This window comes from Streptomyces sp. SID12501 (assembly GCF_010550245.1).
GTDB lineage: Bacteria > Actinomycetota > Actinomycetes > Streptomycetales > Streptomycetaceae > Streptomyces.
This window is the reverse complement of record NZ_JAAGLU010000001.1, coordinates 93,891-111,200: the sequence shown is the minus strand read 5'-3', so window position 1 is coordinate 111,200 and position 17,310 is coordinate 93,891. Positions and strand designations below refer to the sequence as shown.

The window sequence follows — 17,310 nt, the reverse complement described above, 5'->3', positions numbered from 1 at the left end:
AAGCGGACAGGATCCTTTCCCCCGGCTTCACACCCCGGACGCACGTCCTCGGCCGGCCGACCGAGGACCCGGGCGAGCACCGCACAGCGGCACGAATGTCCTGGTCGGCGCAGTGCCGGAGCAGGCCCCGACGACTGCCGCGGGCGCCCCGGCCGTGATCGCGGCGCCGACGGCACGCGGGGCCTTTGTCCCCATGACGACGGGCCGGCGGTCCACGACATTTCAGCGCGCGGTGACCGGATCCGATGTCCCGATCGAGGCAGTACTCGCGGCCCGCGCAGACACGGCCGAAACTGCTCACAGACCGACTTCGAGCACAGGAATTACACAGAAAAGCGCTTTCTGTAATCGCCTCATGGCGTTGCGTCGGTCAAACCGACACGAATCCCGGCTTCAGCGAATCTGCACAGCGAATACGCAGCCAGGTCACCGCATATGGCGGTTCCGCACATCCGCTCGTCACACACCACGCCTTTGGTGGCGGAATGTTCGATTCCGCCGTGTACCGGTGACCGACGCGGGTGCCCGACCGCAAGAGTGGAGGTGCGCCGAAGCCGTGCGGCATGTGAAGAAGCCGCCGCCAAGGCGTGCGCACACCCTCACGGTGTGAGGCCCGAGGCTCTCAAATGCCCTGGTGAGGCGGTTGGTTGATTGGAAGCGCGCTGCGCGGGCGTGCTTTGATCCATCGCATCGCAGGGACCGCCGAGGTTCCGGAAACGAGCCTGGGTGGCCCTGCGGTCGCGGCCGTCGTCTGTCCCCCGGCGGGGCCGCTCTCCCCTTGTGAAATCCCCCTATGAAGGGAAGTTCCATCATGAACTCCACCCCCCAGGTCGAGACCGCCGAGCTGTCGGACGCCGCTCTCGACGCCGTCTCCGGCGGCCTGTCCCTGCACGCCGTCGGCACCGTCACGAACCTGGTGGACAGCGTTGCCCCCGGCGCGCTCCCGCTGGTCGGCGCGGTCACCGGCACGGTCGAGGGCCTCACCGGAGTGAACACCGGTGCGGTCACCGGCCTGGTCGCCGGTCTCTGATCGACGCCTCGCACCGCTGAGTCCCGGAACCGCTTCCCGGTTCCGGGACTCTCGGGTTCCACAGACCCCCGCGCCCTTCGCAGGCAGGCAGGCCTTCCTCCAGGCCTCCCTGCAGGTTTTCCCACAGGTCTTCCTACGCAGGTGAGGACAGCCCGTGCAGTTCCGCCAACAGGCCCTCGCCAAGCTCCAGTCGGCCGAAGAGCTGGACCTTCCGGTGCGTTTCGCACGCCCGCAAGGCTGGCTGGTCCTCTCCGTCACGGTCGTCGTCATGGCCGCCGCGTCGGTGTGGGCGGTCACGGGGTCCGTCTCCTCCACGGTCGGCGCGCCCGCCATCCTCACGTACGGGGAGGGCAGTTACGTCCTCCAGAGCCCCGTCTCCGGCCAGGTCACCGCGGTCCTCGCCGACGAAGGCGCCCGGCTGCCCGCCAACTCCCCTGTGCTGAAGGTCCGTACGGCCTCCGGGGAGTCGGTCGTCCGCTCGGTCGCCGCGGGACGGCTCACCGCGCTCGCCGCCTCGATCGGTCAGATCGTCGGCACGGGTACGAACATCGCGGCCATCGAGAAGGTGGCCCGAGCGACCGACCCGCTGTACGCGACGGTGTACGTCCCGGCCGAGAGCGCCGCCACGATTCCCGCGAACGCGGCCGTCGACCTGACCGTCCAGACCGCGCCCACCCAGCAGTACGGGGTGCTGCGCGGCCATGTGAAGTCGGTGGACCGGGCCCCCCGGACCGAGCAGCAGATCGGCGCGTTCCTCGGTGACAGCCAGCTGGGCGAGCAGTTCACCAAGCAGGGCCGGCCGGTCGCCGTGCTGGTGAAGCTGGACAAGTCGTCGGCCACGAGGAGCGGTTACCAGTGGTCCTCTGCCGACGGGCCGCCGTTCGCGCTCACCTCCATGACGCTGGCCTCGGGCTCGATCCGGCTGGCCGACCAGCGTCCCGTCGATTGGCTGCTGCCGTGAGCGCCGCACCGAACTCCCGGGCCAGACGCCGCTCGGCCCCGCCCCGCCGCACGGTCCCCAAGGGCCGCGGCAAGTCCGTGCGCACGCCGACGGTTCTCCAGATGGAGGCCGTGGAGTGCGGCGCGGCCTCGCTCGCCATGGTCCTCGGGCACCACGGACGGCACGTCCCCCTCGAAGAGCTGCGCATCGCGTGCGGTGTCTCGCGGGACGGCTCGCGCGCCAGCAACCTCCTGAAGGCGGCACGGAGTTACGGTCTGACGGCCAAGGGCATGCAGATGGACACGGCCGCGCTCGCCGAGGTGAACGCGCCCGCGATCCTGTTCTGGGAGTTCAACCACTACGTCGTCCTCGACGGCATGGGCCGCCGCCTCGGCCGGCGCGGGGTGTACGTCAACGACCCCGGCAAGGGGCGTCGGTTCGTGCCGATGGAGGACTTCGACTCCAGCTTCACCGGTGTCGTCCTCGTCATGGAACCTGGCCCCGGCTTCGAGCGGGGCGGGCGCAGGCCGGGCGTCCTGGGTGCCATGCCCGCCCGGCTGCGCGGCACTTCGGGCACGATGCCCGCCGCGATCCTGGCGAGTCTGCTGCTGGTGGCGGTGGGTGCCGCGATGCCGGCGCTCAGCCGCACCTACATCGACACGTTCCTGATCGGCGGCCGGACCTCGATGCTTGAGGTGCTGTTCGCGTCGATGGGCGCGTGCGTGGCGCTGACGCTCGTGCTGACCTGGCTGCAACAGGCGAACCTGCTGCACGGCCGCATCATCTCCTCGACCCTGAGCAGCGCCCGCTTCCTGCGCCATCTGCTCCGCCTCCCGGTCACCTTCTTCTCCCAGCGCAGCCCGGCCGACCTGGTCCAGCGCCTCCAGTCGAACGACGCGGTGTCCGAGACGCTGGCCCGCGACCTCGCGGCGGCGGGCGTCGACTCGATCGTCGTCGTGCTGTACGCGGTGCTCCTCTATACGTACGACCCGCAGCTCACGGCCGTCGGCATCGGCGTGGCGCTGCTCAACATCGTGGCCATGCGGGTGGTGATCCGGCTGCGCGCGACCCGTACCGCGAAACTGCGTGCGGACAACGCCCGGTTGATCAACACCGCCTACTCCGGGCTCCAGTTGATCGAGACGATGAAGGCGACCGGCGGCGAGGAGGGCTACTTCCGCAAGTGGGCCGGACAGCACGCGACGACGTTGGAGGAGCAGCAGCGGCTCGGCGTACCGAGTGCCTGGCTGGGGGTGGTCGCGCCGACGCTGGCGACGCTGAACAGCGCGCTGATCCTGTGGATCGGCGGGCTGCGGGCCGTCGAGGGCCATATGTCCGTGGGTCTGCTGGTGGCGTTCCAGGCCCTGGTCGTGCGGTTCACCGCACCCCTCACCCGGCTCAACGGTGTGGCGGGCCGTATCCAGGACTTCGCGGCGGACGTGGCCCGGCTCAAGGACGTCGAGAACTTCCGGGCGGATCCGCTGTACGCCCGTCCGGGCGGCGGCGATTCGACGCGTCGGCTGCACGGCCACGTCGAGTTGCAGAACATCACCTTCGGCTACAGCCCGCTCGACCAGCCCCTGCTGTCGGGCTTCGACCTGACCGTCGGTCCGGGTCAGCAGGTGGCGCTGGTGGGTGGCTCCGGCAGCGGCAAGTCGACTGTCTCCAGGCTGATTTCGGGCCTGTACTCGCCCTGGGAGGGCGTCATACGGATCGACGGGCAGCGTCTGGAGGACATTCCGCGCGGCGCGCTGGCGGCCTCGGTCTCCTTCGTCGACCAGGACGTGTTCCTCTTCGAGGGCAGCGTCCGCGACAACGTGGCGCTGTGGGACCCGTCGATCCCGGACGAGTCGGTGGTGGCGGCCCTCGAGGACGCGGCACTGTACGACGTCATCACGCGCCGGCCGGGCGGTATCCACAGCCGCGTCGAGCAGGACGGGCGGAACTTCTCCGGCGGACAGCGCCAACGCCTGGAGATCGCGCGGGCGTTGGTGCGCGACCCCAGCATTCTCGTCCTCGACGAGGTGACCAGCGCGCTGGACGCGGAGACCGAGCAGACCGTGATCGACAACCTGCGCAAGCGCGGCTGCGCCTGTGTGGTGATCGCCCACCGGCTCTCCACCGTGCGCGACAGTGACGAGATCGTCGTACTCCAGCACGGCACGATCGTGGAACGCGGGCGGCACGACACCCTGGTGGCGGCCGGTGGCGCGTACGCCGAGCTGGTCGGGGAGCGATGAGATGAGAGCCGTTCACGAGGGCGATGTCGTCCTGGCCGCGCTCGGGCAGATGGGGACACGGTTCGACCTGTCCGGGCAGGGCCGCCTCGACCTCGAAGGCCCGCAGGTGCTGTGGCTCGTCGCGTCCGGCGCGCTCGACCTGTACGCGGTGGACGCCGTGGAGCGGGGCCAGTGGCACCACATCGGCCGGCTGGAGGCGGGCGCCCTGCTGCTCGGCCCGGTCACCGGACCGGACCACACCCTGGTCGCCCGCCCGGTGCGCGACTGCGCGGTGCACCGCATCGGCCTGCGGGAGCTGTACCGGTCGCCGGGCACGGAGACCTGGTCGTACGACGAGTACGGCAACGCCCAGTACGTGCCACCGGCGACCAGCCCACTGGAGTACGCCCTCGCCCTGGGCGTCGGACGAGGCCTGTCCGTCCTCTTCCAGGCGCCGATGGCCTCGGAACGGGCCGCCGCGCCGACCGACGACGACGTGTTCTGGATGCAGGTCCCGCCGGGCAGCGTCCGGTACGGGGCGCTGTACGGCGCGGAGGCCGCCGCCGATCTGCTGATGGAGCCCGGGGTCTGGCAGGGCATGGTCGATCAGCAGCACCGGCTGCTCGCCACCCTCGACCGGTGGATCGAGCAGCTGGAACGCAGCCACGAGACCCGTACGGCCGCCGGTATCAAGGCGGGCGAGGCCGTCCGCGCCCAGGCCGACCGGACGCTGCTGGCTTCGATCGGCAGGCCGTCGGCGAAGCGCACGACCACCGCCGACACCGATGCCACGTACGCGGCCTGCAAACTGGTCGCCGAGGCTGCCGGGATCACGCTCGCCGAGCCGGCGCAGAGCGGCACCGAGAGCGACCGGCTCGACCCGGTCGAACGGATCGCGCTCGCCTCCCGCGTCCGCACCCGGGCCGTCCGGCTCGACGGCCGCTGGTGGCACGACAACGTCGGCCCGCTGATCGGCCACCGCAGTCTGTCGGGCTCACCGGTCGCGCTGCTGTGGCGAAGAGGCGGATACGTGGCCCTGCAGCCCTCGTCGGGGCGCGAGACGCCGGTGGAGAAGGCGAACGCCGCGGAGTTCGAGGAGCGGGCGGTGATGTTCTACCGCCCGCTGCCCGAACGCGGAATGAGCCCGCTGCGACTGCTCCGGTTCAGCATGGGCGGCAGCCGGGGCGATGTGGTGAACCTGTTGCTGAGCAGCCTGGTGACGATCGCCATCGGCGCGCTGGTGCCCGTCGCCACCGGCAGGGTGCTCGGCGAGTTCGTACCGAAGGCGCAGACCACGCTGATCGTCCAGTTCTGTCTGGCCGTGATGATCAGCAGTGTGGTTGCGGCGGCCTTCACCCTCATGCAGAACCTCACCCTGCTCCGGATGGAGGGCCGGATCGAGGCAACACTCCAACCGGCCGTCTGGGACCGGCTGTTGCGGCTGCCGACGAAGTTCTTCACCGAGCGCTCGACCGGCGAACTGGCGAGCGCGGCGATGGGCATCAGCGCGATTCGCAAGCTGCTGGCGGGAGTTGCGCCCGTCGTCACACAGTCGGTCACGGTCGCGGCGATGAACCTGGGTCTGCTCCTCTGGTACAGCGTGCCGATGGCGCTGGCGGCGGTCGGCATGCTCGTGGTGATCGCCGCCGTGTTCCTCGGGCTCGGGCTGTGGCAGGTGCGCTGGCAGCGACGGCTGATCGTGCTCTCCAACAAGCTGAACAACCAGGCCTTCCAGACTCTGCGCGGCCTGCCCAAGCTACGCGTCGCGGCGGCCGAGAACTACGCGTACGCGGCCTGGGCGGCCGAGTTCGCGCGCAGCCGCGAGCTGCAGCAGAAGGTCGGCCGCATCAGGAACCTCACGACCGTGCTGGGCGCGGTGTACCTGCCGGTCTGCACCCTGCTCATGTTCATGCTGCTCGCGGGTCCGGCCCGCGGTGAGATGTCCGCGGCGGCCTTCCTCACCTTCAACACCTCGGTGACGATGCTCCTGACCTCGGTCACCCAGCTGACCGGCGCCTTCGTCTCCGGCGTGGCCGCGCTCCCGCTGTACGAGGAGATCAAGCCGGTGCTGGAGGCGACGCCCGAGGTACGCGTCGCCAGCACCCGGCCCGGCGTGCTGACCGGCGCGATCGAGGCCCGCCGTCTCTCCTTCCGCTACACGGACGACGGGCCACTCGTCCTGGACGACGTGTCCTTCCAGGTGAGGGCGGGCGAGTTCGTGGCGGTCGTCGGCCCCAGCGGCTGCGGCAAGTCGACGCTGCTGCGCCTGCTGATCGGCTTCGACAAGCCGGTCTCGGGCAGTGTGCTCTACGACGGTCAGGACCTGGGCGCGCTCGACCAGTCGGCCGTACGGCGCCAGTGCGGGGTGGTGCTCCAGCACGCCCAGCCGATGACGGGTTCGATCCTGGACGTCATCCGCGGCACCGAGCCGTACACACCGGAGGAAGCGATGGCCGCCGCCGGGATGGCGGGCCTCGCCGAGGACATCGAGCGGATGCCGATGGGCCTGCACACCATCGTCCAGGGCAGCGGCGCCGTCTCGGGCGGCCAGCGGCAGCGGCTGATGATCGCGCAGGCGCTGATCCGCAGGCCGCGCATCCTCTTCTTCGACGAGGCGACCAGCGCCCTGGACAACGAGACGCAGCGCACGGTCATCGAGAGCACCCGCGCGCTGAACGCCACCCGGATCGTGATCGCGCACCGCCTGTCCACGGTGCTGGACGCGGACCGGGTGATCGTGATGGAGGACGGCAAGGTCGCCCAGCAGGGCCCCCCGGACCGGTTGCTGGCCGACACGGGCGGCCGGCTGCACGAACTGGTGCGACGGCAGCTGGCATAGGGAGGGGGCAGGGTCAGGGTGTCTCCGGCACGCCCCGCCACAGTGCCGGGACCCTGCCGTCGGCGGCGTACATCTGCGTCGCCAGTACGCGCAGCGCCGCCGCGAAGAGGGACGGGTGACGCAGGAACTCCATGTGGATGCCGGGGAACTCCACCCACGGCACGCCGAGCCGGCGGGCGATCTCGACCGACGGGCGGGCGTAGTACGCGCCCCGGTCGTCCGCGCCGGCGCCCAGGACGATGGGGAACGGAGCCGCCCGCAGCGCCGCCTCGTCGGGGTGGAAGGCGGCGAAGGCGGGCCATTCGTGGCCGAAGAGGTGGTCGGCGTTGCCGAGGAACCGTTCCCACAGGTCGGGGGGCCAGCGGTAGGAACCCTCGCCGCGGACCGTCTCGGCGAAGCGGCGGCCCGCCGCCGGAGCGCCGCCCGCCGTGTACCGGGCGGTCAGTTCGGCGAAGAAGCCGCGCCCGGGGTCGTCGTCGGGGAGGACGTTGACCGCGGGCGGTTCATGGGCGATCAGGCCCACCAGGCACTCCGGGTGACGCACGGCCAGGGTCAGACCGATGATCGCGCCGCCGCTGTTGCCGAAGACCAGGGCCCGGCCGCCCGCGAGTCCGGCGACGAGTACGTGGGCGTCTGCGGCCTGCCGCGACAGCGCCATGAGGGCACCGCCGCCACCCGTGCTGCGGGAGTTGCCGCGCCGGTCGTAGGTGATCACCGTGAAGGCGTCGGCGAGGCCCTCGGCGATCCCGGAGTAGTAGCTGGCGTCTCCCCCGGCGCCGCTGATCATCAGCAGGGCCGGGCCGGCCCCGCGTACCTCGTAGTACAGCTCGGCCCCGTCGACCGTCAGCCTGCCGCTGCGCACTTCCACACATCCTCCCTAACGATACTTTCCCGTATCGATACTTTGCCGTTTCGATGAAAGTGGTCTAATCTCAAGAGGCCGAGAGTACGAAACCGTTTCGTTTACATACTCGTAACCTCTGGTCTTCTTCGCCTTCCTTCACCACTCGTCGCTCCACTCACGAGCGGCCCTCCCTGGAGTGTGCTCAAATGCCGCAGTCCCTTACCGAAGGCGCCCCGAAGGGCGTCGGGCACGACACGGACAAGGGGTCCGCCGCGCCGAACGCGAAGCGGTGGTGGATCCTCGCGATCATCGGAATCGCGCAGCTGATGGTCGTCCTCGACGCCACCATCGTGAACATCGCGCTCCCCTCCGCACAGGCCGACCTCGGCTTCTCCGACGGCAGCCGCCAGTGGGTCGTCACCGCGTACGCACTGGCCTTCGCCTCCCTGCTGCTGCTCGGCGGCCGGATCGCCGACCTGTTCGGCCGCAAGCCCGCCTTCCTCATCGGCGTCGCCGGATTCGCCGGCGCCTCCGTCCTCGGCGGCGCCGCGAACGGCTTCGAGATGCTGGTCGTCGCCCGGGCACTCCAGGGTGTCTTCGGCGCGCTGCTCGCGCCCGCCGCACTCTCGCTTCTCAACACGACCTTCACGGACGCGCGTGAACGTGCCCGCGCGTTCAGCGTGTACGGCGCGATCGCCGGGGCCGGCGGCGCGGTGGGCCTGCTGCTCGGCGGTCTGCTGACCGACGCGCTCGACTGGCGCTGGACGCTGTACGTGAACCTGGTCTTCGCCGTCATGGCCTTCGTGGGCGGCTGGATACTGCTGAGCAACCACCGCGACGCCGCCGACTCCAAGATCGACGTCCCCGGCACACTACTGGTCTCCGCCGGCCTCTTCTCCGTCGTCTACGGTTTCTCCAACGCCGAGTCGCACGACTGGAGTTCGCCGCAGACCTGGGGCTTCCTGGCCGCGGGTGTACTGCTCCTCGCGGCGTTCACCCGGTGGCAGACCCGCGCGAAGCACCCGTTGCTGCCGATGCGCGTCCTGCTGGACCGTGACCGTGCGGCCTCGTTCCTCACGGTGCTCATCTCCGGCGCCGCGATGTTCGGCGTCTTCCTCTTCCTCACCTACTACCTGCAGCTGAACCTCGGCTTCAGCCCGACCAAGACCGGCCTGGCCTTCATGCCGATGATGGCGGCCCTGATGGTCGCGGCCCAGGTGTCCACCACCATGCTCGTGCCCCGCTTCGGGCCCAGGATCATCATCCCGGCGGGCTTCGTCCTCGGCGCGGCCGGCATGGTCTGGCTGACCGGTATCGGCGTCGGCTCGTCCTTCAGCACCGCCGTGCTCCCGCAGCTGCTGGTGATCGGCGCGGGCATGGGCGCCATCATGCCGCCCGCGATGCAGCTGGCCACCAGCGGAATCGGCGCCGAGGACGCGGGCGTGGCCTCCGCGACGGTCAACACCATGCAGCAGGTGGGCGGTTCGATCGGCACGGCACTGCTGAGCACGCTTGCCGCGAGCGCCGCGACCAACTACCTGTCCGGCCGGAACGCGGCCGACAAGCTGGTCCAGGCCCAGTCGACGATCGAGAGCTACACCACCGCCTTCTGGTGGTCGGCGGGCTTCTTCGCCGCGGGCGCCCTGATCACCTTCCTGCTGTACCGCCCCGGCGTCCCGGTGCAGGACGAGAACGCCGCACCGGTCGTCCACATGTGACCCACCCGGGCCACCGAGGCCGAGGGGCCGCCGCCTGCAGGGAGACGGCGGCCCCTCCGGCTGTCGTGCCATACCCGATGCTTTGAATGCACAGTGCACGGAATGTCAATGGGTGTAGCTGTAATTCACCTTGTCGAGTGAACTAGATCTTGTGAACGGCGTGTCAGGGATGGGCCGGGCCCAGCCGGGGTAGCTACCGAGATCGAATGCGCCCCCGCCGAGGTGGAGCAGCCATGACGCCGGAAGCCGACGACCGCACCCCCGGGCCGCCCGAGCGCACGGCCTCGGATTCGTCCGGAGCCCTGCCGCCGACGGCCAACCCGTATGCCCGTACGTACCCGAACGGGCCGTTCACCGTGGTCGAGGTGTCCGGCGAGATCGACCTGGCGACCGCGGCTTTCCTCGCCGAGCATCTGGACGCCGCGACCTCGCGCCCCGGCCCCGACGTCCTGGTCGACCTCCGGCACGTCGGCTTCTTCGACTGCTCCGGCCTGCGCGAACTGTGCCGAGCCGACACCCGGGCCCGCGAGCGCGGCGGGCGGCTGCGCCTGGTCTCCGACACACCCCGCCTCCACCGTCTGCTGCGTGCCGCGCGCCTGCTTCACCGCTTTCCGCCCCTTGCCCGTATCCCGGAGTAGGAGGCGGAGCAAGGGAACCGGTCCCGCCTTCGCGTACACATGCCGATGGGCCGGCCGGTGGCCCCACACCACCGACCGGCCCCGCTACGAGATCGCGCGGCATCCCGCGACACAGGGGTTCGCACTCCCCATCCGCGTGCACCCTGCGTTGCTCACGGAAGCGCGCGACCCCGGTCTCTAGAACGTGAAGACGGCCGCCCCGTAGGTGTTCTTCACGCACTCGTTCGCGAAAGTCCGCTCATAGGCGACCCGCTGCCCCCGCCACACGCCCTCGACGGTGACGACCACAGGGTCGTACTGCTTGGTGCACTTCACGTCACTCTTCGCCGCCAGCAGGTCGAAGTCCCCACCGGCAGCCCGGAGTTCGGCGCACGCCTCGGACGCGGCCGGGTGCGTGCCCGAGGCCGTCGGGGCACAGGTCAGAGTGACGGCACGCTCGGGCGTGACGGCGGCCGCGGTGTCCCCGTGGCCCATGGTGAGCACCAGGGCCGACGGTGCGTAGAGCCCGGAGGCGGCGGAGCCCGGGGCGGCGACGGCGGCCCCGGTGAGAGGGGCGCAGACGGCGGTGGCCGTCAGGGTCAGAGTCGCTGCCCAGCGCGCGGTGTTCGGCATTGTGTGCATCCTTCCGCTCAGTTCGAAGATGCGAATCGAAGGTCCAACGGTCCGCATGGGTACTCGATCCCAGCCGGTCGGGCCGGATCGACGAGCGTGAGTCTGCCGAGTCCGGCGCCGAAACTCACCTCGACCCCATGCGTTTCGGTAACCTTGCGTATTGAATCAGTGGCGTGAAGTTACGTGATTCGAACGCGTGAAGCCCGTAACTGAGCGGCTGTTGATCACCTGAGGCGACCGAGTGGCCGGATCCACCTGCCTTTTTAATCGGCCTGAAACATTCCGATTCGGCGGCGTACGAGCTCCCCGGGCGACCGCGTTACGTTGTGCCCCATGAGCGAGTTCGTGTTGGTCGCGGGTGTGCGGCTCGGTGCCTGGGCGTGGGACGAGGTGGCGGTCGAACTGCGCGCCGCCGGGCACGGGGCGCACCCGTTGACGTTGTCGGGGGTGGCGGAGCGGCGGGGCGAGCCGGCCGGGCAGCAGACGCATGTGCGGGACATCATCGAGGAGGTCGAGCGCCTCGATCTGCGGGACGTCGTGCTCGTCGGGCACAGCTACGCGGGGATACCCGTCGGGCAGGCCGCCGAGCGGATCGGCGAGCGGCTGGGCCGGGTGGTGTTCGTCGACGCGAGTGTCCCGGCCGACGGAAGGTCGTTCCTGTGGGGCTGGGACAGTGCCGGGGTGGAGGCTTCCCTCGCCGAGAACGACGGCTTCTGGCCGACCCCGGCGCCGGACCGCTTCGCGGGCCAGGGGCTCACCGACGAGCAGATCGCGCGGATCGCGAACGGCTCGACACCCCACCCCGGGGCCACCCTCACCGAGCCGGCCGTCCTCACGCGCTCGATGGGTGACCTCCCCGCCACCTACGTCAAGTGTCTGCTCGACGACCCGGAACCGTCCGAGGACGTGGTCGAGCTGCTCAGGAGCGACCGGTGGGAACTCGCCGAGCTGGACACCGGGCACTGGCCGATGTTCTCCCGCCCGCACGAACTGGCCGCCGTCCTGCACCGGTCGGCGACCCGCACCTGACCGAGCGTTCCGCCCCGCCCCGCCGCCCCTACCCGTTCCGTCCCTGGGGGCTGGCGCCCTCAGTCCGGCCGAGGGCGTCGGTCGGGTGGGCGGGAAACACCGCCGCTACCTCGGGTCCGCGTAGACCTGGGCCGCCTTGCCCGGTGAGCCGCCTATCGACAGGGACTCGGGGCTGGCGGTGACCGTGTCGGTGAGCCAGTGTTGGTCCGCGGAGCCGTCGCGGACCTTGACGACCACGTCCGTGTCGGGGTCGCCGGAGGCGGGGGCGACGGCGAGGCCCTCCGCCCAGCGGGGCAGCAACTCGCCCCGCACGGTGAGGTCGTAGCGGACGTCATTACCGCGCTCGGCGGACGCGGCGGCACAGCGGCCGAGGATGACGACGCCGGCGTCGGCATGCGAGTCCAGGCACAGCTCGGGGTTGGCGACACTGCGCAGCTGACCGTCGTCCTCGTACGTCCACAGCTGGGTCCACGCGGTCGAGCAGGAAGCGAGCCTGGCGACAGCACCGGCCGTGGCCCGGCCGCCCCGGATGTCGAGGCACTGGTCGGCGGTGACATCGCGCAGCCGGGTCTGCCGGATGGAGGTCGGGTTGTTGCCCGTCGCGGGCGGCGAGGAGGACACCGCGGGCGTCGCGCCGCGTCCGGCGGTCGCGCTGGAGGAGGCGGCCGGGTCGGCGCCGCTGCCGTCCTTCGGCCACAGTCCGCTGCCCAGCACGACCGCGAGGACGACTGTCGAGGCCAGGCCCACGCTGGTGAGCAGGGTTCTCCTGTTCCGGGTCGCGCCCGGGAGCGGCCGGCGCGGGGAGGTAATCCGTGACAGCAGACGATGGCGCCCCAGGCCGACCCCCCTGCCACCGGCACCCTCGCCACTACTGCCACTGCCGCGGTGCCGGGCATGGCCCCGCAGCCGCGTGCCGCTCTGGCTGCGCCCCGGGCGCGAGTCGAGATAGCGCCGGGCGCCCCAGCCGAGCACCGCCTCGGCGAGCAACGTGCCCAGGCCGCCCTCGAAGTGGCTCAACTGCTCGGCGGCGTAACGGCAGTAGTGGCACACCGACAGGTGCTGCTGGACATCGGGCAGCAGAGCGCCGCCGCGCCGGATGGGTATGTCGAGCAGACGGTTGTAGAACCGGCATTCCTTGGACGGCGCGAGTTCCCGGTGGGCGCGTACACAGCCCTCACGGAATTGTTCGCGGGCCTGTTCCAGCGACGCCGCAGCCATATTCGTGTCCATGCCAAGAAGAACGGCAGGGAAATTCATCGGATCGGCCTCCACCTCGGTGTGCCAGAGCAGGCACTGGGCGAGTCCGGGAAGGGCCTGGAACGAGCGTTCCGCGAGCTTTCGGTTTTCGGCCGTCATGGCCTTCGCCGCGCGCATACCGCGACCGCCCGCCGGTTTCGTCAGATCGGGCAGCACATCGGATATGCGGTCGTCGGCGGACCACTCCCTGACGATGTCGCGCACGGCCACGAGGAACCTCGGGCGCAGCGCGACGGCCGACTCGGCGCGCATCACCCGCTCGAGGACCTGGTGGAAGGCTGCGGTGGTGACCATGGAGGCGGTCCGGGCCGAGGTGGCGAGGCAGATGACCGCGTACTCGTGGGTCGCCTGCCAGTGCCGCGCGGTCAGCAGGGCGACGGGCACGCCCGTCTCGCCCTCCGGCCTGCTTCTGAGCTGGGCCGCGAGACTCTCGTCCGATTCCCCCGGAACCCCACCGGAGTACGGGGGATACGACGGACGAGGGGGGTGGGGGTGGGGGTGGGGGTGGGGCACTGAGCGGTTCCTTCCCACGCGCGGGTAACTCACACTGGACCGCCACCGGATCACCACCGGCGAATTGGGTCCGGCCACTCCCCCTGTACAGGTGGTTCACCATTGCACAAGTCGGTCATGGCCAACAAGGCACTTGGGCAACATCCATTCATTGAAGGAAAGTCAGCAACAGGAGAAACTTCCGACACTCGTACCGGCTTTCGGCACTTTCCCCGCGCCCCGTGTGAACGGCGCGCACGCGCCGGTGCGCCGCGCACACTCCCGGCGCGTGCGGCGGTGCAGTCCACTGGAAGCGGCCCTCCTCGAAGGCCCCGCGCGGAAGGGCGGCTCTCCCGCGCGAAACGGCCGCCGACCCCGTTCTTCCCGCCCTCGGTCGGCGGCCCCGAGGGCGGGTCCGGCTCGACAACCGGGCTGAACTGCGCGAATCCGTTCAGATCTGCCAGGACCGCAGCCGGTCCGCCGCGCCGTAGACGTCGACCTTCCCCGAGATCAGGTCGCGGGCGAGGTCGACGAGGGCGCCGTAGGGCGGGTCGATGCCGACGTCACTGACGAACATGTACGCCACGGCGGTGGCACAGGCGAAGCGGGCGTTGGCCGACGGCAGCGGCTTGAGCAGGGCGAGGGTGTGCAGCAGTGCGGCGGCCCGCCAGGCCGGGTCGGAGTCCACGCCGAGGCGCGGCGGGTCGACCCGGTGCCGGGCCACCGCGGCCACCAGGGCGGAGAAGTCGTTGACCGTGGGCTGGTCCGGCAGGACCTCTTCGTGGCGCTGGAGCAGCCAGGGCACGTCGATGTGGATGACGGGAGCCATCGGTCAGGCGACCTGTCCCTGACGCCCCGGCGCGACCGGTTCGTCCTCGGGGAACGCGGCGGCGAACTCGTCGGCGTGGGCCGCGAAGAACCGCCGGAACTCCTCCGCGCCCTCCTGCAGGGCGCGGTGGCGGGCGATGTCGGCAGCCGCCGCCTCACGCACGAGGGCCTTCATGGACGTACCGCGCTCCTTGGCTATCTGCCGCAGGTCCTCTAGCTCGCGGTCACTGAACTCCACGTTGAGAGCTGGCATGCCCCCACGGTACCGCGCCGGTACTTACCCGTAAATATCCCCAGCTCAGGCGGGTAAGGCGGTGGTACCGAGGGGGCGGGACAGGGCCCAGCCGTCCGGCTATCCCTGGTCGGCCACGAAGGACGCCATCCGGGCCAGAGCCGCGTTCCAGTTGACCGTGTGCTCGTTCGTCGACCAGGACTGGATGTCGTCGATGTAGCAGAACTGGCCTGTGCACCCCTGGAGCTTGCTCTGTGCGTAGGGGTCCTGGATGCTCGAGTTGGGGCCTCCGGCGAGTGTGCCGTCCGGCGGGTCCGGCAGGCTCGGGTCGAGCTGGTGGGCGTACCAACGGCTGTGCTGCTGATGCGAGTCGACCTCGCCGTAACCCGTCACGTACGACATGTTCAGCGCGTTGCGGCCGAAGAGGTAGTCCATGCTCTGGAGCGCGCCGTCCCGGTACTTCGAGGCGCCGCTGATGTCGTACGCCGTGGCGACGACCACGGCGTTGTTGAGGATCTGGGCGTTGGAGCCCCAGTCGTACACGTTGGCGTCGGGGGCGTAGGGCATGCCGTACGGCTGTGCCGCCAGCGTGGCCAGATAGCGGTCGGCGCCCTTGATCACGGACTGGCGGACCTTGTCCCGGCCGGGCAGCCCGTTCGGCACGGTCGCCAGGTCGAGCCGGCCGGCCGCCGCGGTCCTGGCCCAGTCGAAGCCGAGGGGGACGAAGATGTCGGCCGTGTGGATCGGCGAGTTCAGGATGTGCCACTCGAACGCCTTCTCACCGGTGGTGAGGTACAGCTCGGCGGCGGCCCAGTAGAACTCGTCCCGCGCGTCGGTGTCGTTGTAGGCACCACCACCGGTCGCGTCGTTCGGGTCGGCGTGAAGGCCGGGGTGGGCCAGGGCCGCCGTCCAGGCCTTGCGCGCCACCGCGAGGGCACGCGCGGCGAACGCGCGGTCGTAGGGCCGGTACAGCCGGGCCGCCTGCGCCGCCGTGGCGGCGAGGTTCAGGGTGGCCTCGGTGGTCGGCGGGTGCAGCTGCCGCTTCTGCGGGTCGTCGCTCGGCAGCAGCGGCAGCCCGGTCCACTGTTCGTCGTGGATCTTGTGGTGCGCCATGCCGGCCAGCGGCTGCCCGTCCGGCACCTGCATCTTCAGCAGGAACTCCAGCTCCCAGCGGGCCTCGTCCAGGACGTCCGGCACCTTGTTGCCGCTCTCCGGGATGGCGAGCGTGCCGTCACCGAGCTTGTCCCGCTGCCCTGTACGCGCGTGCAGGGCGCGCTCGTAGGTGCTCAGCAGCTCCCACGTGGAGATACCGCCGTTGACGACGTACTTGCCGTGGTCGCCGGCGTCGTACCAGCCGCCGGTGACGTCGAGGCTGTAGTCGCACACGCCCGGCCGGCAGGGGACCTGGGAGTCGCCCTGGTTGGGCGCCACGTCGACGTGACCGGCGGGGCGGGCGTAGCCGGGGCGCAGATCGTCGCGGATCGCGATGCCGCTGCGCTGCGTGTAGTAGTACTTCAGCGAGTCCTGCCGCAGCCGGTCGTAGGCACTCGCGTCGATGTCGAAGGGACGGCTCGTCTCACCGTCGGCGACCAGCGTGAGGCCGGTGCCGCGCTTGCGGTAGGAGCCGAAGTCGATCGAGTGGACGTTCTGCCCGGAGGAGGCGTCGGTGCCGCGCGGTACGGTCCTGCCGTGGGCCACGGTCTTCCCGTCGGCCTTCTTCAGCTGCCAGGGCAGGGGCTGCGTGGCACCGGTGACCAGCGTGGCGTTCTTCGGGCCCGCGGGCAGATAGGCGACCTGGTTGACCCGCACCCGGGGTCCCGTGTCGGGCACGTACACCTCGGGCGGCACCCCGCCCACCAGCGACACGTCGTCCATGCAGAACCGGAAGGGGTCGGCGCTGCCGCCGAGCTGGAAACCGACCTGGCCCTGGGCCGTGTCGGCGGATGCGGTGAACGTGTACGTGTAGGCGTCGCCCGACACACTCAGTTGCGGGCTGACCTCGAAGTAGGTGTCGTACGGGGACACCGACAGGCCGACGATCGCCCGGACGACGTGTCCGGTGGGAGTGCCCAGTGCCTTGAAGGTGAAGCGGTACGACTCGCCCTTGACGAGGGTGATGTCGTTCTGGCCGACGGCGGCGTCCCAGCGGTTGGTGGTACCGCCGGGTACGTCCGCGCACAGGCCTCCGTCGGAGAGGCCGGCGGTGACGTTGCTGGTCGTCCACCAGGGCGCGGTGATGGTGTCGAAGGTGCCGTTCCTGACCTGCTCGATCTCCTCGGCGCCGGCCGGTCCGGCGGGGAGTGCGGTGAGTGCCGCCGCAAGGAGGGCGGTCACCGGGAGCAGGGTGGTTCTGCGTCGTTTCACGTCTGGAGCTCCTCGGGTGAGGGTGGGGGCGCGGGTGCCGGAAGAGCGGCGCTTGCCGTGGGAGCGCTCCCAGATGCGGACGTCGCCATGTTGTGCGAGGTCGTACGGCACGTCAACGGTGCGGACCGTACTGGGCTCAGGTGCATGGCGCTCGCCCCCGCCGCCCCTACCCGTCCCATCCTTCTGGGGCTCCGCCCCAGACCCCGCTCCTCAAACGCCGGAGGGGCTAATTTTTAGCCCCTCCGGCGTTTGAGGACGAGGCCCCTTC

At 70.5% G+C, this 17,310-nt stretch carries 13 protein-coding genes; 7 read left to right on the top strand and 6 right to left on the bottom strand.

What is annotated here, in order from left to right:
- Window positions 1–811 precede the first annotated feature (811 nt).
- From G3I71_RS00490 to G3I71_RS00475, 4 genes are all read left to right on the top strand, one after another.
- Window positions 812–1,030, top strand: coding sequence for a type A2 lantipeptide (locus G3I71_RS00490; RefSeq protein WP_164311832.1), 219 nt, complete (start codon window positions 812–814; stop codon window positions 1,028–1,030).
- 154 nt (window positions 1,031–1,184) lie between these two features.
- Window positions 1,185–1,991 (top strand): HlyD family efflux transporter periplasmic adaptor subunit, encoded by an 807-nt coding sequence (locus tag G3I71_RS00485; protein ID WP_164311831.1) that lies wholly within the window; start codon window positions 1,185–1,187, stop codon window positions 1,989–1,991.
- On the top strand, window positions 1,988–4,210 hold the full coding sequence (locus G3I71_RS00480) for an NHLP family bacteriocin export ABC transporter peptidase/permease/ATPase subunit (RefSeq protein ID WP_164311830.1): 2,223 nt from the start codon (window positions 1,988–1,990) through the stop codon (window positions 4,208–4,210). The genes G3I71_RS00485 and G3I71_RS00480 overlap by 4 nt, the downstream gene beginning before the upstream one ends.
- Window position 4,211: 1 nt before the next feature.
- Window positions 4,212–7,028, top strand: a complete 2,817-nt coding sequence (locus G3I71_RS00475) for an NHLP bacteriocin export ABC transporter permease/ATPase subunit (protein WP_164311829.1) — start codon at window positions 4,212–4,214, stop codon at window positions 7,026–7,028.
- A 13-nt stretch (window positions 7,029–7,041) separates the two neighbouring features.
- Here G3I71_RS00475 and G3I71_RS00470 read toward each other — a convergent pair whose 3' ends face one another.
- A complete protein-coding gene (locus G3I71_RS00470; RefSeq protein ID WP_343242796.1) occupies window positions 7,042–7,896 on the bottom strand; it encodes an alpha/beta hydrolase in 855 nt (284 codons plus the stop codon).
- Between the two features lie 182 nt (window positions 7,897–8,078).
- Here G3I71_RS00470 and G3I71_RS00465 point away from each other — a divergent pair, with 182 nt between their 5' ends.
- Window positions 8,079–9,590, top strand: a complete 1,512-nt coding sequence (locus G3I71_RS00465) for an MFS transporter (RefSeq protein ID WP_164311828.1) — start codon at window positions 8,079–8,081, stop codon at window positions 9,588–9,590.
- A 233-nt stretch (window positions 9,591–9,823) separates the two neighbouring features.
- On the top strand, window positions 9,824–10,228 hold the full coding sequence (locus G3I71_RS00460; protein WP_239148764.1) for an STAS domain-containing protein: 405 nt from the start codon (window positions 9,824–9,826) through the stop codon (window positions 10,226–10,228).
- A gap of 177 nt (window positions 10,229–10,405) precedes the next feature.
- Here the strand turns inward: G3I71_RS00460 and G3I71_RS00455 are convergent, their stop codons facing one another.
- Window positions 10,406–10,840: a protease inhibitor gene (locus G3I71_RS00455; protein WP_164311826.1), complete on the bottom strand. Its 435-nt coding sequence runs from the start codon at window positions 10,838–10,840 to the stop codon at window positions 10,406–10,408.
- A gap of 333 nt (window positions 10,841–11,173) precedes the next feature.
- Here G3I71_RS00455 and G3I71_RS00450 point away from each other — a divergent pair, with 333 nt between their 5' ends.
- Window positions 11,174–11,869, top strand: coding sequence for an alpha/beta fold hydrolase (locus tag G3I71_RS00450; protein ID WP_164311825.1), 696 nt, complete (start codon window positions 11,174–11,176; stop codon window positions 11,867–11,869).
- A gap of 105 nt (window positions 11,870–11,974) precedes the next feature.
- Here the strand turns inward: G3I71_RS00450 and G3I71_RS00445 are convergent, their stop codons facing one another.
- From G3I71_RS00445 to G3I71_RS00430, 4 genes are all read right to left on the bottom strand, one after another.
- Window positions 11,975–13,639: an RICIN domain-containing protein gene (locus G3I71_RS00445; RefSeq protein WP_164311824.1), complete on the bottom strand. Its 1,665-nt coding sequence runs from the start codon at window positions 13,637–13,639 to the stop codon at window positions 11,975–11,977.
- Window positions 13,640–14,069: 430 nt separating this feature from the next.
- Complete coding sequence (locus G3I71_RS00440) at window positions 14,070–14,447, bottom strand: toxin Doc (RefSeq protein ID WP_164311823.1); 378 nt, start codon at window positions 14,445–14,447, stop codon at window positions 14,070–14,072.
- 3 nt (window positions 14,448–14,450) lie between these two features.
- A complete protein-coding gene (locus G3I71_RS00435) occupies window positions 14,451–14,699 on the bottom strand; it encodes a hypothetical protein (protein ID WP_053745132.1) in 249 nt (82 codons plus the stop codon).
- A gap of 99 nt (window positions 14,700–14,798) precedes the next feature.
- Complete coding sequence (locus G3I71_RS00430) at window positions 14,799–17,042, bottom strand: glycoside hydrolase family 9 protein (protein ID WP_164311822.1); 2,244 nt, start codon at window positions 17,040–17,042, stop codon at window positions 14,799–14,801.
- Between the last annotated feature and the right edge of the window lie 268 nt (window positions 17,043–17,310).

Bases quoted from the DNA above. Each gene is read 5' to 3' on its own strand.
- G3I71_RS00475 (WP_164311829.1), top strand. From the start codon at position 4,212: ATGAGAGCCGTTCACGAGGGCGATGTCGTCCTGGCCGCGCTCGGGCAG.
- G3I71_RS00435 (WP_053745132.1), bottom strand. From the start codon at position 14,699: ATGCCAGCTCTCAACGTGGAGTTCAGTGACCGCGAGCTAGAGGACCTG.
- G3I71_RS00440 (WP_164311823.1), bottom strand. From the start codon at position 14,447: ATGGCTCCCGTCATCCACATCGACGTGCCCTGGCTGCTCCAGCGCCAC.
- G3I71_RS00460 (WP_239148764.1), top strand. From the start codon at position 9,824: ATGACGCCGGAAGCCGACGACCGCACCCCCGGGCCGCCCGAGCGCACG.
- G3I71_RS00490 (WP_164311832.1), top strand. From the start codon at position 812: ATGAACTCCACCCCCCAGGTCGAGACCGCCGAGCTGTCGGACGCCGCT.
- G3I71_RS00450 (WP_164311825.1), top strand. From the start codon at position 11,174: ATGAGCGAGTTCGTGTTGGTCGCGGGTGTGCGGCTCGGTGCCTGGGCG.
- G3I71_RS00465 (WP_164311828.1), top strand. From the start codon at position 8,079: ATGCCGCAGTCCCTTACCGAAGGCGCCCCGAAGGGCGTCGGGCACGAC.
- G3I71_RS00455 (WP_164311826.1), bottom strand. From the start codon at position 10,840: ATGCCGAACACCGCGCGCTGGGCAGCGACTCTGACCCTGACGGCCACC.